Origin of the sequence: Paraburkholderia fungorum, from assembly GCF_046027215.1 — a bacterium.
GTDB classification, from domain to species: Bacteria; Pseudomonadota; Gammaproteobacteria; order Burkholderiales; family Burkholderiaceae; genus Paraburkholderia; species Paraburkholderia fungorum_D.
Window position 1 is genome coordinate 3,278,179 of sequence record NZ_JAQQEN010000002.1, and the last position, 16,368, is coordinate 3,294,546.

13 protein-coding genes are annotated in these 16,368 nt (G+C 61.7%); 5 read left to right on the forward strand and 8 right to left on the reverse strand.

Annotation, left to right across the window (positions count from 1 at the left end):
• Positions 1-52 precede the first annotated feature (52 nt).
• Positions 53-817, forward strand: a complete 765-nt coding sequence (locus tag PQR27_RS35155) for an IclR family transcriptional regulator (protein ID WP_408528132.1) — start codon at positions 53-55, stop codon at positions 815-817.
• Here PQR27_RS35155 and PQR27_RS35160 read toward each other — a convergent pair.
• The 6 genes from PQR27_RS35160 to PQR27_RS35185 all read right to left on the reverse strand — a co-directional run bounded on the left by PQR27_RS35160 (position 805) and on the right by PQR27_RS35185 (position 7,206).
• Positions 805-1,629 carry a citryl-CoA lyase gene (locus PQR27_RS35160; RefSeq protein WP_408528133.1) on the reverse strand — a complete coding sequence of 275 codons (825 nt, stop codon included), beginning with the start codon at positions 1,627-1,629 and terminating at the stop codon, positions 805-807. The genes PQR27_RS35155 and PQR27_RS35160 overlap by 13 nt on opposite strands.
• A 2-nt stretch (positions 1,630-1,631) precedes the next feature.
• Complete coding sequence (locus tag PQR27_RS35165) at positions 1,632-2,831, reverse strand: CaiB/BaiF CoA transferase family protein (RefSeq protein ID WP_408528134.1); 1,200 nt, start codon at positions 2,829-2,831, stop codon at positions 1,632-1,634.
• 14 nt (positions 2,832-2,845) lie between these two features.
• Complete coding sequence (locus PQR27_RS35170) at positions 2,846-4,279, reverse strand: MFS transporter (protein WP_408528135.1); 1,434 nt, start codon at positions 4,277-4,279, stop codon at positions 2,846-2,848.
• 195 nt (positions 4,280-4,474) lie between these two features.
• Complete coding sequence (locus PQR27_RS35175) at positions 4,475-4,825, reverse strand: response regulator (protein ID WP_408528136.1); 351 nt, start codon at positions 4,823-4,825, stop codon at positions 4,475-4,477.
• 4 nt (positions 4,826-4,829) lie between these two features.
• On the reverse strand, positions 4,830-6,302 hold the full coding sequence (locus PQR27_RS35180; RefSeq protein WP_408528137.1) for an ATPase domain-containing protein: 1,473 nt from the start codon (positions 6,300-6,302) through the stop codon (positions 4,830-4,832).
• Positions 6,303-6,564: 262 nt separating this feature from the next.
• Complete coding sequence (locus PQR27_RS35185; protein WP_408528138.1) at positions 6,565-7,206, reverse strand: glutathione S-transferase family protein; 642 nt, start codon at positions 7,204-7,206, stop codon at positions 6,565-6,567.
• A 373-nt stretch (positions 7,207-7,579) separates the two neighbouring features.
• On the opposite strand from PQR27_RS35185, the gene PQR27_RS35190 reads away from it, so the two are divergent.
• Complete coding sequence (locus tag PQR27_RS35190) at positions 7,580-9,157, forward strand: MFS transporter (protein WP_408528139.1); 1,578 nt, start codon at positions 7,580-7,582, stop codon at positions 9,155-9,157.
• Between the two features lie 201 nt (positions 9,158-9,358).
• Positions 9,359-10,270 (forward strand): LysR family transcriptional regulator, encoded by a 912-nt coding sequence (locus tag PQR27_RS35195; RefSeq protein ID WP_408528140.1) that lies wholly within the window; start codon positions 9,359-9,361, stop codon positions 10,268-10,270.
• A gap of 155 nt (positions 10,271-10,425) precedes the next feature.
• On the opposite strand, the gene PQR27_RS35200 is transcribed toward PQR27_RS35195, so the two are convergent.
• Positions 10,426-13,689 (reverse strand): efflux RND transporter permease subunit, encoded by a 3,264-nt coding sequence (locus PQR27_RS35200; RefSeq protein WP_408528141.1) that lies wholly within the window; start codon positions 13,687-13,689, stop codon positions 10,426-10,428.
• A 285-nt stretch (positions 13,690-13,974) separates the two neighbouring features.
• On the opposite strand from PQR27_RS35200, the gene PQR27_RS35205 reads away from it, so the two are divergent.
• A complete protein-coding gene (locus PQR27_RS35205; RefSeq protein ID WP_408528142.1) occupies positions 13,975-15,027 on the forward strand; it encodes a phytoene/squalene synthase family protein in 1,053 nt (350 codons plus the stop codon).
• A 246-nt stretch (positions 15,028-15,273) separates the two neighbouring features.
• Entirely contained in the window at positions 15,274-15,522 is a 249-nt protein-coding gene (locus PQR27_RS35210; RefSeq protein ID WP_408528143.1) for a hypothetical protein, read from the forward strand.
• Positions 15,523-15,764: 242 nt separating this feature from the next.
• Here PQR27_RS35210 and PQR27_RS35215 read toward each other — a convergent pair whose 3' ends face one another.
• Entirely contained in the window at positions 15,765-16,082 is a 318-nt protein-coding gene (locus PQR27_RS35215) for a DUF4148 domain-containing protein (RefSeq protein WP_408528144.1), read from the reverse strand.
• Positions 16,083-16,368: the final 286 nt, after the last annotated feature.

Sequence of the window (16,368 nt, forward strand, 5' to 3'; positions counted from 1 at the left end):
CTTCGCATGGCGTAAAATTCCCGTTTCGACAGACACCTTGCTGCGCACATTCATGCCAACGCCCGCGGACAAATCAAACTCGAAGGAAACCGAAGGCGTCGCCGTCATCGACCGTGCCTGCGCGATCCTGTTCGCCTTCCGCCCGGACGATGTCGCGCTCACGCTCGCCGAACTCGCGGCACGCACGGGGCTCTATAAAAGCACGCTGCTGCGGCTCGCCGGCTCGCTGATCCAGCACCGCCTGCTGCTGCGTCTGGACGACGGCCGCTATCAACTGGGCTCGGCCACCTTCATGCTCGGCGCGCTGTATCAGCGCAGCCTGAATCTCGGCGACATTCTGGTGCCGCTGATGAGCGAACTCGCGGAAACGAGCGGCGAAAGCGTGTCGTTCTACGTGCGGGATGAGGCGGTACGCGTGTGCCTGCATCGGGTGGACTCGAAGCATGCGGTGCGTTTTCACGTGCGCGAAGGCGACGTGCTGCCGCTCGAAAGCGGTTCGGGCGGTCACGCGCTGCTGGCGTTCGGCGGCATGCCGGGCGTGCCGTATGAGCGGATTCGTGAAGACTTCTACTGTGTGTCGATCGGCGAGCGCGATCGGGAGACGGCTGGCATTTCAATGCCGGTATTCGGCGTGCGCCAGGCGTTGCGCGGCGTGTTGACGCTCGCGGGCCCCAGTTCGCGCATCGATCAGGCCTTTCTCGAACGCAATCTCGATGCGCTATTCGACTGCGCCGCACGCGCGACCGACGCACTAGGCGGCGACTCGCGCGCCATGCGCAACGCGCAGCGGCGTGCGGCCGAAGTTCAGGACAGGTGACGCTCAGGCTTGCCCGTGTAGGTGTAGTTCATCTGGCGCGGCAGCGGGCCTTTGTTGCGCTCCTTGCGCCCACGTTGCTCCCATGCATGCGACAGAATGCCGACCGCGCGTGACAGGCAGAACACGCCGCGCGCCAGTTCCGGCGCAAAGCCGAGTTCGGCGTAGATCACGGCAGTCGCGCCGTCGATATTCATCGGCACCGGTTTGTTCTTGCGCTGCATGAGCAGCGCTTCAATGCCGCGTGCGATCGCGGCGTAGCGTCCGCTAATGTTCTCTTGCCGGACGCTGTCGTCTACAAGCGCAAGCAACCGGACGGCGCGCGGGTCGACCGGATGAAAGCGATGCCCGAAGCCGGGCAGATACTTGCCGTGTGCCGCGGTAAACGCATCCACGCCTTGCTCGACGGCATCATCCAGCGCAGCACCCGCCTGCATGCGTTCGGCGATCGAATCGTACAGTTCGACGGCCTGCTGACCAGCGCCGCCATGCACGTCATCCAGCGCGTTGATCGCGGACGCCATCGCGCCATTCAGCGGCAGGCCGCAGCTGGTCGCCATCCGCGAAATCGCAATCGATGGCGCATGCGGCCCATGATCCACCGACGCCACGAGCGCCGCCTCGAATAGGCGTGCTTGTGCGGCATCAGGCAGTTCGCCGCGCAGCATCAGCCAGATCATCTGCGGAAAACTCACGTTGCCGATCAGTTCCTGAATCGGGAAACCGCGCACCTTGATCGACCCCGGATGGATGTCGATGATCGAGGTGCTCCAGTAGTCGGCGGCGAGCCTGGCGGCATCGAATGCTTGCGTCATGTTCAAATCACTCCTTCGGCGCGTAGTTGGCCGATTTGCGCATCGTCGTAACCGAGCGACGCCAGTTGTTCGTGTGTATGTGCCGACAATTCAGGCGCGGGCGTCGCGGGTGCGGTGTCGCCATCGGACAGACGAAATCCCGCACGCGTCACGCGTTGCCGCTCCGCGCCGCTATTGCCGGCAAATTCGCGGATGAATTCGCGCGATGCCAGATGCGGATGCGCGAGAATCTCCGGCACCGACATCACGCGCCCGGCTGGTACACCCGCTTCGAAGAACTTCGCTTCCCAGTTCGCGGCGCTATCGCTGGCCAGCGCGGCTTCGATTTCCGCTTTCAGCGCCGCGCGATTCACTTTGCGCGCGTTGCGCTCGGCAAAACGCGGGTCGTCGAGCAGATCGGGCCGGCCGATCAGGCGGCACAGACTCACGAACTGCTTGCTCTCGTTCGCTGCGATGTTCAATGGCCCGTCGCCGGTTCTGAAGGTGCCGGAAGGCGCGGCGGTGAAGTTCTCGTTGCCCATCGGCACAGGCGTGACACCGGCGTTCAGGTAGTTCGACACCACCCAGCCCATGGTCGAGAGGGTGGCTTCGAGCATCGAGACGTCGAGCATGCGGCCGTGTCCACTTGCGCGCGCGTCGAGCAGGGCGGCGCAAATCCCGAATGCGGCCGTCAGACCGCCTACCGTGTCCGACACCGGATAGCCGACTCGCAACGGCGCGCTATCGGCGTCGCCGGTCACGCTCATCACGCCCGAGATGCCCTGAATGATCTGGTCGTAGGCAGGGCGCTTCGAGAACTCGCCGTCCATGCCGAAGCCCGAGATCGCGCAGTACACGAGCGTCGGATTGACCTCGCGTAACGCGTCGAAATCGAGGCCGAGCCGCGTCATCACGCCGGGCCGGAAATTTTCGACCAGCACGTCGGCCGTTTTCACGAGGTCGCGCAAAATGGCCTTGCCGCGCGGGTCTTTCAGATTGAGCGTGATGGATTGCTTGCCCGCATTCACCGCGACGAACGAAGCCCCCATGTTGCGCGCGGACGCTTCCTTGTCGGCGCCCAGGCGTCGCGCCAGATCGCCGCCTTCAGGGTGCTCGACCTTGATCACTTCCGCGCCGAGCAACGCGAGTTGATACGCGCAGAACGGCCCCGCCAACACATTCGATAAGTCCAGTACGCGCACTCCAGCCAGGGGCAGTGTCATCTTTGAAGCCTCTTTCAATGCGAAATTTCGTCGAGATTGCGATTGTTGGTGCGCGGCCCGAAGATACCGATCGCGCCCATCACCATGACCATCGACGCGGTGATCAACGCGAACACCCCCGTCACTTCGAAGTGGCGCAGCGCGAACGCGATCATGAAGCCGGAAAACATGGCGGACAGACGCGACATCGAATAGACGAAGCCGACTGCGCGAGCCCGCAAGCGCGTGGGAAACAGTTCGGTCTGGTAGGCGTGATAGCCGACCGAGAGCAGCGTGCCGCACAGCGTGATCAGCACGCCGAGCGTCATCAGCATCGCGGGCGAGGTTTGTGTTGCGAACAGACTGCCGAACACGGCAATGCCGAGTGCCGACAGTACGATCAGCGTCTTACGTTCGATGCGGTCGGCGATCGCCATACCGATCAGCGGTCCGAACGGATTCGAGACTGCAATGACGAACGAATACAGCAGGCTATGCGTGATCGTGATGCCTTTGGAGACCAGCAGCGTCGGCACCCATGATGCGAAACCATAAAAGCCGATCGCCTGAAAAAAATTGAACACGAGCATCGTGATGGCGCGTTTGCGGTACGGCGGTTGCCAGATTTCGCGGAAGGCAGCCTTGGTGGTCGCCGGTTCGACGGCCGGCACGGGCTCGGGCAAGGGCTTGCCGTATTGCGCGGCGACTTTGGCTTCGAGGGCCTGCATCACCTGTTCCGCTTCCGCGGCGCGGCCTTGCTGGGCAAGCCAGCGTGGGCTTTCCGGCACGCGCCGGCGAATGGCCCACACCACCAGCGCGCCGAGCGCGCCGATGATCACGACCCACCGCCAGCCATCCAGGCCGAACGGCGTACGCGGCACGAGCCACCACGCGAACAGCGCAACCGTCGGCACAGCGGTGTACTGCACCAGATGGACAAAGGCGAACGCACGGCCACGCAGATGTTTGGGCACGAGCTCGCTGACATAGGTATCGATCGTCACCAGTTCGACGCCCACGCCAATGCCCGCAATCAGCCGCCACAGGTTGATCGCGGGTGCGGTGCTTTGCAGCGCCATTACCAGCGTGGCGGCCGAGTACCACAGCAGCGACACGGTAAACACGGTCTTGCGGCCATACCGGTCCGCCATGCCCGCCAGAAAGAAGGTGCCGATGAAGAGCCCGGCAAACGACGCCGCCACGAATGCGCCGAGGCCGGATACACCGAAGAACGACGCGGTGGTCGTCGCATAGAGCCCGCTTTTGACGAGGCCGGGACCCACATAGGCGGTGAAAAACAGATCGTAGAACTCGAACCAGCCGCCGATCGACAGCAGGAATACCAACATCCACACGGCGCGGGTTGGCGGCAAACGGTCGATGCGCGCATTGATGCCGGGCGTGAGCTCTTGCGCACCGGTGCTTGAATCGGACGGTGCGCCTCGCGCATCGATCGGCAGGCTTGCCATGGAATCCTCCTTCGAGTGTCTCGTCTGTATCGTTCTGTCTAACAGAATGACGTTCTGTTTAATGAGTGTGCCGAGAGTAGTCCGGATGGCTAACGTGAGAAATCAGGGCTTTTACCTAGAAAGACGGGGGAAGGACGCGGCGGCTGCAGCACAGCCGAATCGTGGCGGATCGCCTCTCAGCGATGCGGCGCTCCGTCAGGCCGCCATGCGCTGCAACATCTCGAGCAGGGTGTCGAAGGAAAGCGGCTTACGTGCGTACTCGATCCTGGGATTCGGCTGTACCGGGATATCAGCAGCCGCGCTGCACAGGATGATCGGAATCGCCCGCAGATCCGGATCGGCGAACAGCGCGGCGCACAGTTGCAGCCCGGACATGATCGGCATCATGCAGTCGGAGACAATGATGTCGGGCCGGGTCTTGCGAATCTGTTCGAGCGCAGCCGCTCCGTTCGACGCCGTCAGCACGGTATAGCCGTGCCGCTCCAGCAACAGCCGCCAGACCGTGAGAATGTCGAACTCGTCGTCCACGACCAGGATGGTTTTCATGTGGCTACGTGCTGCGTCGCGGAGCCAGCGTGGCCGACAGGCCCTGCTCCGAATGCACGCTCGGGCTATCCGGGCTCTCGATCGCGTCGAGGCCCTGGGCGGAAATGACAAGTTCGCGCAGCGACGTGTCGTGCGCGCTTTCGCGCTGCTTGACGACGGAGATCATGCGTTTCAGACCGGCTGCCGTTTCAGCGTAGCGCAGCAGTACGAGGTTTTCGGTCAGCGCGGAGACGCGTACGCTCCGGGCCTGATCGGGGACGGCGTAAAGCGGCAGTTCCTCGGTGATCAGCGTGGTGACGCACGCTTCGCGAAGCTGATGCAGCATCGCATTCAGGAACAAACCGAAGCGCTCAGGCCGCAATGCCGAGTCGCGGAAACCCTCCAGCCCGTCGATCACGATCCGCGTCGCGCCGGTCTTTTTCACCGTGGCGAGCGCAACGGCCGCGAGTTCGTCGATCGCCAGTTCGATGGCCGGCTGCCACTGGATCGTGAGGCGGCCGTCCTCGTAGGCTTCGGTGAGCGCGATCGAAACGCCTTCGGCCTTGCCGATCAGCCGCTGCGGCCCTTCGTAGAAGCCCAGGTACACACAGCGTTCGCCGCGCGCCACGCCGGCTGCGAGGAACTGCAAGCCGAGCAGGGTTTTTCCGACACCCGATGGTCCGATCAGCGTGGTCGTGGAGCCTTGCGCAAAGCCGCCGCCGAGCAGGCCGTCAAGATGCGGCAGGCCGAAGCCGAGGCGCGTTTTCAGATCGACCGGGCCCGGTTGCGGCACGCACTGCGCTTCGAGGCGCGGGAACATCAGGAGACCGCTTTCAGCGATACGGAAGAAGTGCCTACCCATCAGATGATTGCGCGCGCGCATCTTGTGGACTTCAATTTCGCGTGCGCGGCGCATGCCGTCGCTGTAACGGTTCAGCTCGATCAGGCCATCGACCAGCGTGTGCTCGGGGTGCGGTTCGTTGCCGGAGAGCGGCGCGAGCAGCAAGGTGGTGCAATGCATGGCCGCGACCAGCGCGTTCAGTTCGTGGATGAACTTCGATAACGACAGTTCGGTTTCGCTGAATTCGCGCGCGCTGCGAAACCCGTCGATGATCATCAGGCTCGGCCGGTAGTCGTAAATGCTCGACGCAATCAGCTTGAGGAATCCATCGAGCCCGCCCTGCATCAACTCGTGATAGCCCGATACGAACAGCATCTGCTGCGAGACGGCGGTTTCGTCGAAGAAGTCCAGACCCCTGAGGTGGCCCAGCAGCTTGTCGTGCGATTCGGCGATCAAGGTCATGTACAACACCTTTTCGCCCTGACTTACACGATGAAATCCAATCTGGCTGGAAAGAATCGTCTTGCCCGCACCGGCCATGCCTTCCAGCAGATAGACCCCGCCGCGGACCAGACCGCCCCCCAGGATCTCGTCGAGGCCGGGGACACCGGTTTCCACGTTGGACCGATGGGGTGTCTGGGAATCGTGGATGGTCATTGTTCACGTGTCATTCAGAGTGCGGAGAAGCGATGCTCGCGTATGGTTTGTCGACTACTCAAACTTACCGTATCAGCAATCCGTGTTCCCGCTCGATTGTGGGCGTGGCGCGCGTTGGCTTTGAATGCTGGGGATTCTAGCTGGCCCTGGTGCACTTGGCTAACAACGCGTGCATAGGCGATGGCGTGGTTTGCTCCTCCGGCATTGGGATTCACCTTCTGGTTGGAGGAGCGGCTGTATTGCGGGCAAGCGTCGTGGCGATTTACGCTGCCAGCTGCTCCTTGTGGAGAGCGACCACATCGGCCTCATCCTTCAGCGCTTTCCTCACCGCTGGCCGTGCCTCGATGCGCCCGATATAGGCCAGCAGGTTCTTCAGATGATCGATCTTGACGCCCGAGCGCTCGTGCCAGAGCGTTGCCCACACGTAGGCGTCGGCAACTGTGAACTGTTCCCCCGTGAGATAGGCGCGGCCGTCAGCCAGGCGCGCGTCGAGAACACCGTAGGCCGTCAGCAGCTTGTTGGTCGTGAACGCGATGCCTTCCGCGGTCATCAGCTTGCGCATCAGCGGAATATGCTTCTGCGCAATTTCAGTTGCGATGAAGGTCAACAACTGGTCCATCCGGACACGTTCAAGCGTGCCGTGCGAGGGAATCAGGCCTGACCCGGGATGCTGGTCGGCGAGATACGACGTGATGACGGTGGTTTCCGTCAAACGGTCCTTCTGCTCATTATCGAGTTCGAGCACCGGTACGTAGAGAAGCGAGTTGACGTCAGTGAAGCGGGAACCGTCCGACGTGGACTTTCCAAAAACGTCGAAGTGAACGAGTTCCGGAGACAAACCCAGTTCGTTGGCGATGGCCTGAACGGCCAGGGAGCAGGTTGCCTGAGCGATATAGAGCTTCATTTGACGAGTCTTTCCGATGAGAGGAGTAAGCGGTGAAACCGGATGGGATCGGGTGCGTTTCGGTGCACCGTTGAGATGAAGTATGGCGAGAATGCCGATCGCGATAAACCGCGGCTCGGGCGTCACTCTGTCGATTTCAAAGCGACAGTTGGAGTCGTGAATATCCGGGCTCGTGCCTGCAGAGAACTGGCACACAGCGAATACCAGGAGCGGCGATTTCAGTCCTGAACTGCGCAGAGGCGCGAATGGATGTTTCGAAACGAATTGTCGCTTGCGTGGCGACGCTCTGACCACTACAGCGTTGTTTATCTGGAGTTGAACACTATCGAGAATGACGCGCTTCGCTGTCTAACTATCCCCGATAGGGTCACCCATGAATACTGCAACATCACACGGTACGGACCGTAACAAGCTGCTGATTCTTGCAGCCGTTTGCCTGTCCGCGCTTGTGCTTCCTCTCGCTTTTTCGGGCGGCGCTGTCGCCACTCCCGCAATCGGCCGTGACCTGGGCGGAACTCCCGCGATGCTCACGTGGGTCACTAACGCCTTCATGCTGAGCTTCGGCAGCCTGTTGATGGCCGCCGGGGCGCTCGCCGACCAGTTTGGCCGCAAGCGCCTGTTTGTCCTCGGTCTCGGCGGCTTCATCATCACGTCGTTTGTGATGAGCTTCGCCCCATCGACACTATGGCTGGATATCCTGCGCGGGGTACAAGGCATCGCCGCGGCGGCCTCGCTCGCGAGCGGCGGCGCTTCGCTTGCCCAGGAATTCGACGGTCATGCGCGTACCCGTGCATTCAGCATGCTGGGCACGAGCTTCGGCATTGGTCTCGCGTTTGGTCCGCTGATGGCCGGTGCGCTCATCGAGAATTTTGGCTGGCGCTCGATTTTCCTCGTCATCGCGTTGATCGGCGTCATTGCCTTCATCTTCGGTGTTCCGCGCATGCGAGAAACACGTGACCCGGGCGCTACAGGTCTCGACTATCCGGGCACCATCACTTTCACCTCCACGCTCGGGCTTTTCACGTTCGGTGTGATTCAGGCGCCGGAGAGCGGTTGGGGAAGCCCGCTGGTCGTGACGCTGCTTGTCCTGTCGGCCGTGATGCTGGTCGCGTTCGTGACGGTCGAGACGCGCGTGAAGCGTCCGATGCTCGAACTGAGCCTGTTCCGCTACCCGCGATTTGTTGGCGTGCAGATTCTGCCGATCGGCACCTGCTACTGCTACATCGTGCTCATCGTGATGCTGCCGCTGCGATTTATCGGTGCGGAGGGCTTGAGCGAAATGGACGCAGGTCTACTGATGATTGCACTGTCCGCGCCGATGCTGGTCGTGCCGATGGTGGTCGCATCGTTCACGCGCGTGGTATCGCCAGGTGTGCTCTCGGGTATCGGCTTCCTGATTGCGGCTGCGGGCCTGTACTGGTTGAGTCTGGTGGACTTCAGCGCGTCGCGGGCAGCGCCTGTCATGCCGATGCTGGTGATCGGGATTGGCGCCGGCATGCCCTGGGGCCTGATGGATGGCCTCTCGGTCAGCGTGATGCCGAAAGAGCGCGCCGGGATGGCCTCGGGTATCTTCAGTACGACGCGCGTTGCGGGTGAAGGCATTGCGCTGGCTATCGCCACCGCCATCCTCGCCGCCCTTGCGCATACCAGCCTTGAGCGCATCGTGCCGGAAGCCACCGCGCAGGTGAGTGCACGGGTGGCTGAAGCCGCACAACGGGTGACGGCTGGCGACATGGTGCACGCGGCGGCCGCGCTGCCAGAGGTCAGCCGCCACGCCATATCCATGAGCTACGCAAGTGCGTTCACCAGTCTGCTGCATGTGCTGATTGTCATCACGCTGCTGGCAGCACTGGCGACGTTCGCTTTCCTCAGCAAGACGCCGGCGCAAGATGATGAACCGGGTGCGCAAGCAGATGGGAAAAGCGTTATCGACGCGACGGTGAGCGCGTAAAGCGTCCAGCATCGTGTGAGTCAAGGCGCCGGCTCCACAACGGGGCCGGTTGAACGGACGATAATGGCTGCCGCCTCAGCGTGTACCGGCCGCACGTCCAGTCGCCGTACCGTCCGTGTGCCGAATGCGCAAGGGCGGTATGCCGATCACGGGCAACTGGTACAGTTTGCCGGGTTCCAACTTTGCAGAACGGACACAGCGATGAATGAGCGCGCGGACGCACCGATGAGTGAAATTGCGGTTTTTGTCGCTGTCGCACAGAGCGGCAGTTTCACCCGCGCGGCAGAGGACATCGGTAGCAGCAAATCGAACGTCGGCAAGGCCGTTCAGCGTCTTGAGACGCGGCTCGGCACGCGGCTCTTCCAGCGCACGACGCGCGCCGTCCGGCTCACCGAAGATGGCGAGACCTATCTGCTGGCCGCGCAGAAGGCGCTGGAGGGCTTGCAGGAGGCCGAGCAGCAACTGGCTTCCAGACGCTCGGAGCCCGTCGGGCGAGTCAGGATCGATTTGCCTGCGGGGTTTGGCCGCCTCCTGCTTCCGAGCTTCGTTCATCTGCGCGAGAAGTACCCCAGGCTCACACTCGAGATGGCGCTAACTGACCGGATGTCCGACCCGATCGGCGAGGGTTGGGATGTTGTCGTGCGCATTGGCGCATTGCCCGAAGACAGCGAACTTACCGTTCGCAAGCTATGTGACTTGCGGCTCGGCCTCTACGCTTCCCCCGATTACCTCGAGCGCAAAGGAGAAATAAAAACGCTTGCAGACCTCGCGCTTCATGACGCCATTGTGTTCCGCGGTCCCGGCGGCCGGCTTCGGTCCTGGACCGTGCGCGACGGCGCCGCGGTGCGCGAAATCGCGCCTTCGCCGGTATTGGTACTTGCCGATGGTCAGGCGCTCGTCGAAGCGGCAGTGGCTGGATTTGGCGTCACCCAGGTTCTCGACCGGGTTGCCTTGCCGTATGTGTGCGCCGGAAGACTCGTCCATCTCGTTCCGGATGCGGATGTGGACGGCCCTCCGGTGCACGCCATCATTTCGCTCGGGCAGAAGATGGCGGCCAAAACTCGCGCGGTCGTCAATCACCTCGCCGAGGTGCTTCAGCAGACCGTCCGCTGAATCCATCAGGCTCGTCGCGGTTCTTATCGAATGCGACCGTGAAGTCTTGCGACTCCGAATGACACGCGCCCATCCGATGCGCTGGATGGGAGCATGGCCTGGCGCGGAAACGCTCCGGTCGCTTCATGGCAAAAATTCCTTACATGGCGATCTCCTCAATCCTGCAACGCCGGTTCGGCGACCTTGGGCGAGGGCTTCACGGTTGTGCCGTGCGAACCGCTCGAGCCATCGTCGAGGCCAGGGTCGTCAGGGCCATGAACATGTGGATGCTTGCCGTGCCTGTTTTTCAACTGCTTGCCGCCGGCCAGCTTGCGCAACAGCACGTAGAACACCGGGGTCAGCAGCAGCCCGAAAAGCGTCACACCGAGCATGCCGAAGAACACTGCGATACCCATTGCACGACGCATTTCCGAACCTGCGCCCGTGGAAATTACCAGAGGAATCACACCCATGATGAAAGCAATCGACGTCATCAGAATTGGGCGCAACCGCAGCCGGCACGCTTCGATAGCAGCCTGAACAATCGTGCGACCCTGCATTTCCAGTTCCCGAGCGAATTCGACGATCAGAATCGCGTTCTTCGCGGATAGCCCCACCAGCACCATCAGGCCGATCTGCGTGAAGATGTTGTTGTCGCCCTGCGTGAGCCACACGCCAAAGAGCGCGGACAGAATGCTCATTGGCACGATCAGCAGAATGGCGAGCGGCAGTGTCAGGCTTTCATACATGGCAGCCAGCACGAGGAACACGAGCAGCACGCTGATCGGGAATACCCACATCGCCGCGTTGCCAGTCAAAATCTGCTGGTACGTGAGATCGGTCCATTCAAACTTGATGCCGCGCGGCAGTGTTGCCGCAGCAATACGCTCGACTGCCGCCATCGCCTGACCGGACGAATAGCCGGGTGCCGGACCACCATTGATGTCAGCAGCAAGGAAGCCGTTGTAGCGAATCACGGTTTCCGGACCGAACGTGGGCGTAACCTTGACGAGCGACGACAGCGGAACCATTTCGCCCGCGGCATTGCGCGTCTTCAACGCCAGAATGCTCTCCGCCGAGGTGCGGAACGGAGCGTCGGCCTGGGCACGAACCTGATACACCCGGCCGAACTTGTTGAAGTCGTTCACATACAGCGAGCCGAGGTAAATCTGCATCGTGTCGAACACATCGGTCACGGAGACGCCGAGTTGCTTCGCCTTCTCCCGGTCCAGTTCGACATTCAGTTGCGGGACGTTGATCTGGTAGCTGGAGAACGATGGCCCGAGTTCCGGTGCCTTGGCTGCCGCGGTGAGGAATGCCTGAACGGCCTTGTTCAGCGCCTCGTAACCCAGTGCACCACGGTCCTCGATCTGCAGCTTGAAGCCGCCAATCGTGCCCAGACCCGAAACCGGAGGCGGCGGGAACGTGGCAATCATCGCGTCCTTGATGCCGCCGTATTCCTTGTTCAGGTTGCCGACGATGGCCGCGGCGGACTCATCCTTGCTGCGATGCTTCGACGGGCTCATCACCGGGAACACCAGGCCGCTGCTCGACGAGTTCATCAGGCCGGTCACGTTCAGACCCGGAAACTCCGGCGTGTGCTCGACGCCAGGCTGGTTGCGGGCAATGATGCCCATCTCGTGGACGACTTTGGCCGTGCGGTCGAGCGATGCGCCTGCCGGCAACTGCAGAATGCTGACGAGATAGTCCTTGTCCTGCGCAGGAACAAAGCCGCCTGGCACGATCTTGCCCAGCAGCATCGTGCCCGCGAGCAGGACGCCGTACACGGCCATCATCGCGAACTTGCGGTTGATCACGCCGCTGACACCGCGGCCATAAGCCTCGGAGCTGCGATTGAACACCTTGTTGAAGAGGTTGAAGAACGGCCCGAGGATGCGGTCCATGATGCGCGTGAGCCAGTCCTTCGGCGCGTGGTGGTCCTTGAGCAGGAGCGCTGCCAGCGCGGGCGAGAGCGTCAATGAGTTGAAAGCGGAGATGACCGTCGAAATGGCGATGGTCATGGCGAACTGCTTATAGAACTGGCCCGTCAAACCCGACATGAACGCGAGCGGCACGAACACGGCGACGAGCGTCAGCGCAATCGCGACAATCGGCCCGCTCACTTCGCGCATGGCTTCATACGATGCTTCGAGCGGAGACAATCCCGCAGCGATATTCCGCTCCACGTTCTCGACCACCACAATCGCATCGTCGACCACAATCCCGATAGCGAGCACCATGCCGAAGAGCGACAGCGCGTTGATCGAGAAGCCAAACGCCAGCATCAGCGAGAACGTGCCGACAATCGATACCGGCACGGCCAGCAACGGAATCAGAGACGCACGCCACGTTTGCAGGAAGATGATGACCACGATAACGACGAGAGCAATCGCCTCGAAGAGCGTGTGGACCACCGCGTCGATACTTTCTCGCACGAACTGTGTGGGGTCATAGACGATTTTCGCTTCGACGCCATCCGGCATGTCCTTTTGCAGTTCAGCCGTAATGCGGCGCACATCCGTCGAAATCTGCAGCGAGTTTGCGTTCGGCTGCTGGAAGATGATGAGCTGGACTGCCGGCTTGCCATCGAGAGCGGCGCGCAGCGCATATTCCGCCGCGCCCATTTCGACGCGCGCGACATCACTGAGGTGCGTGACCGCACCATCCGGCGACGTCTTCAGAATGATCCTGCGGAACTCTTCCTCGGTCTTCAGACGACCCTGTGCATTGACGCTGAGTTGCAGCGGCACATTGGTCGTCATCGGCGAACCACCGACGATACCGGCTGCCACCTGAACGTTCTGCTCGCGAATCGCCTTGATGACGTCGGTCGCCGTCATGTTCTGACTGGCCACCTTGGTCGGGTCGAGCCAGACACGCATCGAGTAGTCGCCGCCGCCCCACATCACGACTTCACCGACGCCTGGCACCTGCGCGAGGCGATCCTTGATATTGATGAGCGCGTAGTTGCGCAGGTAGGTCAGGTCGTAGCGACCGTTTGGCGAGCCGAGGTTCACGCCCATGGTCAGCGTCGGCGAGGACTTGACCGTGGTGACCCCCAGACGTTGCACGTCTTCCGGCAAACGCGGCATGGCCTGGGACACACGGTTCTGCACGAGCTGCTGAGCCTTGTCCGGGTCAGTGCCGAGCTTGAACGTGACCGTGGTTGTCATGGCGCCGTCGCTGTTTGCCTGCGACTGCATGTACAACATGCTTTCCACGCCGTTAATCTGCTCCTCGATAGGCGAAGCAACCGTCTCGGCGATCACCTTCGGGTTCGCCCCCGGATACTGCGCGCGCACGACTACCGAAGGCGGCACGACCTCCGGATACTCAGCGGTGGGCAACTTTGTCAGCGCGATGAAGCCGGCTAGCAAAATCACCACCGACAGCACGCCCGCAAAGATGGGTCTGTCGATGAAATACTTTGAGATGTTCATGATGAGCTTCTCTGTTGTCCTTTACTGCGGTCTTCGCTGTGTCGGCCATGTTGACCGCCCTGGCACGCACGGTGTCGTTCGGGCGTGCGCGGCGGCATTTGTCAACCCCGCGCGCCATACTCCCGAGTTCGACGCCAGTGTGGACGCGCTGACGTTTCAGATAAACCCGCGTTCAGGAGACGCTTTGGCGATTCGGAAGCGACAATCCGGCGCCTGCTAGTGGCGTTCCGCCGTATACAATTCGGCTGCGCCTGATTTCTGCCCAATACTGACCAGATCCCATCCATGCCGAATCCGACCCGGGCCTTTCTTCTCGGCCCGCTCCTGAAAGGCGTTTCACGCTCCTTTTATCTCACCCTGCGCGTGCTGCCCGTCGGGATGCGCGACCCCATTGGACTTGCCTACCTGTTGGCGCGCGCGGCCGATACGATCGCCGACACGTCGCTGATCTCGCCGGAGCAACGCCTGGCGATGCTGCTGTCGCTGCGCGAGCAGGTCAACGGCGCCACGGACGACGGCGCGCTGGTCCGGCGTCTGGCCGCTGAAGTGGCCGGGCAGCAGATGCAGTCGGATGAAAAGCGCCTGCTCGAATCGCTCGGGCCGGCACTCGAGGTGCTGTCGCAACTGAGCGAGTTCGACCGCAAGGCCGTGCGCGAGATCGTGTCGACGCTGACCGAGGGCATGGAATTCGACCTTCGAACCTTCCCCGATGAACGTTCGGGCCAACTCGCCGCCTTGCGCGAATACGAAGAACTGGACCGCTATACCTACCTGGTGGCGGGCTGTGTCGGCGAATTCTGGACCACGATGACGTACGCGCACATGCCCGGCACGCTGAAGGAGTTGCCCGGCGTGATGCAACGGCGCGGCGTGCGCTTTGGCAAGGCGCTGCAGATGACCAACGTGCTGCGCGATTGCGGCAAGGATTTGCGGATCGGCCGCTGTTACCTCCCGCAGACCATGCTGGATCGATACGGCTTAAGCGCGCAGGACCTTCTGGTGCCGGCCAATTCCGTGCGTGCGCGACCGCTGATGGTTGAACTGCTGCACAAGACACTCGACCATTTCCACGAGGCGCTGGATTACACGCTGGCGATCCCGTCGTTGTCGGTGCGCCTGCGGCTGGCCTGTTTGTGGCCGATTCTCATTGGCCTGGAAACGTTGCTGCTGCTGGCGGATAACGACGCCTGGCTCGACCCCGACAAGGTCTCCAAAGTACGGCGCAACGAGGTGTACCGGATCATCGCGTCGTCGTTACTGCTGGTGCCTTCGAATGGGCTCGTGCGTCATGCGGTTGAAAAACGCATTCGGCAGATCGAAATCCGGCTCGGTGTGTAGTCACATGGCGATTTGATCAGGATTCCGATGGAATGGTGAGCCGGCGATTGAATCGCTTCTCCGGTTTGCGCGGCTTCTGCGCATCCGATCCGACGCGCAAGCGGCTGCGTCAAAGAAGCTGAAACACGGCGCGGCGGGTCGCGCCATGCAGATTTGTATTGCATCGTCTGATTGCCATTAATCGGGAAACCCCTAGCATCCTGCGGCCATGGTTCGCGTTAGGCTCTTCAAAAGAGGAGACGAACCGTGAGACAGGCGTTCTATATTGCCGTGGTGTTGCTGCTTGGCTATCTGATGGCGGATAGGGCGATGATGCGCGCACAAGCAGGAGAGTTGGGGACAATAACGTGCCAGAAAGGCGCGGAACTGGTCAAACTGGAGGCCTTGAAAAAAGGCTTTGGAGAAGCCGGATCCAGCAGCCAGGGGGAAAACTTCCTGTCGAGTTGTCTCGTCACAGGGCACGGCCAGGTCGGCGATCTGATTGCTCGCGACTAACACCCGTGAGCTGACTCGGGCCAAGTCGCCCACGTACGCGACCAAAAAAGCGCCCAGACCGCGAGGGTCCGGGCGAAGTCATCGAAGCCGATGACGGAGGTATCGAATACACAACTGGCCCGCGATCGGAGCTGCTCGATCGCGGGCCAGTTCGTTTGAATCAAAGCGTGCGACTGTTTTGCGCTCCCGGCCACCGGTCAACGCAACCGGTATAGCGCCGGCGGTCCGCTGCGCTGAACAGCTTAGTTGCCGAAATAAATCGACTTCGTACCCTTGGCCGGAGCGACGTAGCCCGATTGCGACGAGCCGCTGCCCACACCGCCGTAAGCGCTGGCTGCCGATTGCGTAGTGCCGTTCTGTGCGTTGACGCGGGCTTGTGCGGCCTGAATGTCAGCCGGGTAATACGGGTCCGCGCGGTTCGGCTGGTAGCCGGCCTTTTCGAGTTGCACCAGTTCGGCGCGCACCTGTGCGCGGGTCACGGGCTGGTTGGACTGCGCAAATGAAGCAACAGGAGCGGCCAATACCGCGGCAACAACAACAGCTTGAATGAGCGATTTCATGATGAACTACCTCCAGTTCTGTCTTTAGCGTTGCTACGAGCGTTCTTGTTCGTAGCCAGTGATTCCATTGTAGTTTTGCGATCGAGCCGGAGTAACCGTAGTTTCAGGTAAGCTTTGTTGCGAAATTTGAGACAAATGCGCGGCGTGCTCTGAGAGCGGTGCCCAGCGGGCCTTAGTACCATCGAGATGGGCGGCCGACTAAGGCCGACTCAAGCAGACCCACCCAGCCCCAGCCCACCTGACAACGGACAATGCACGCCACGAGCGGGTATCTCGTGGCGTGCAT

Excerpts from the sequence above, each read along its gene's own strand:
- PQR27_RS35165 (WP_408528134.1), bottom strand. The coding sequence starts at position 2,831 with ATGACACTGCCCCTGGCTGGAGTGCGCGTACTGGACTTATCGAATGTG.
- PQR27_RS35195 (WP_408528140.1), top strand. The coding sequence starts at position 9,359 with ATGAATGAGCGCGCGGACGCACCGATGAGTGAAATTGCGGTTTTTGTC.
- PQR27_RS35175 (WP_408528136.1), bottom strand. The coding sequence starts at position 4,825 with ATGAAAACCATCCTGGTCGTGGACGACGAGTTCGACATTCTCACGGTC.
- PQR27_RS35185 (WP_408528138.1), bottom strand. The coding sequence starts at position 7,206 with ATGAAGCTCTATATCGCTCAGGCAACCTGCTCCCTGGCCGTTCAGGCC.
- PQR27_RS35170 (WP_408528135.1), bottom strand. The coding sequence starts at position 4,279 with ATGGCAAGCCTGCCGATCGATGCGCGAGGCGCACCGTCCGATTCAAGC.
- PQR27_RS35180 (WP_408528137.1), bottom strand. The coding sequence starts at position 6,302 with ATGACCATCCACGATTCCCAGACACCCCATCGGTCCAACGTGGAAACC.
- PQR27_RS35155 (WP_408528132.1), top strand. The coding sequence starts at position 53 with ATGCCAACGCCCGCGGACAAATCAAACTCGAAGGAAACCGAAGGCGTC.
- PQR27_RS35205 (WP_408528142.1), top strand. The coding sequence starts at position 13,975 with ATGCCGAATCCGACCCGGGCCTTTCTTCTCGGCCCGCTCCTGAAAGGC.
- PQR27_RS35200 (WP_408528141.1), bottom strand. The coding sequence starts at position 13,689 with ATGAACATCTCAAAGTATTTCATCGACAGACCCATCTTTGCGGGCGTG.
- PQR27_RS35190 (WP_408528139.1), top strand. The coding sequence starts at position 7,580 with ATGAATACTGCAACATCACACGGTACGGACCGTAACAAGCTGCTGATT.
- PQR27_RS35160 (WP_408528133.1), bottom strand. The coding sequence starts at position 1,629 with ATGACGCAAGCATTCGATGCCGCCAGGCTCGCCGCCGACTACTGGAGC.
- PQR27_RS35215 (WP_408528144.1), bottom strand. The coding sequence starts at position 16,082 with ATGAAATCGCTCATTCAAGCTGTTGTTGTTGCCGCGGTATTGGCCGCT.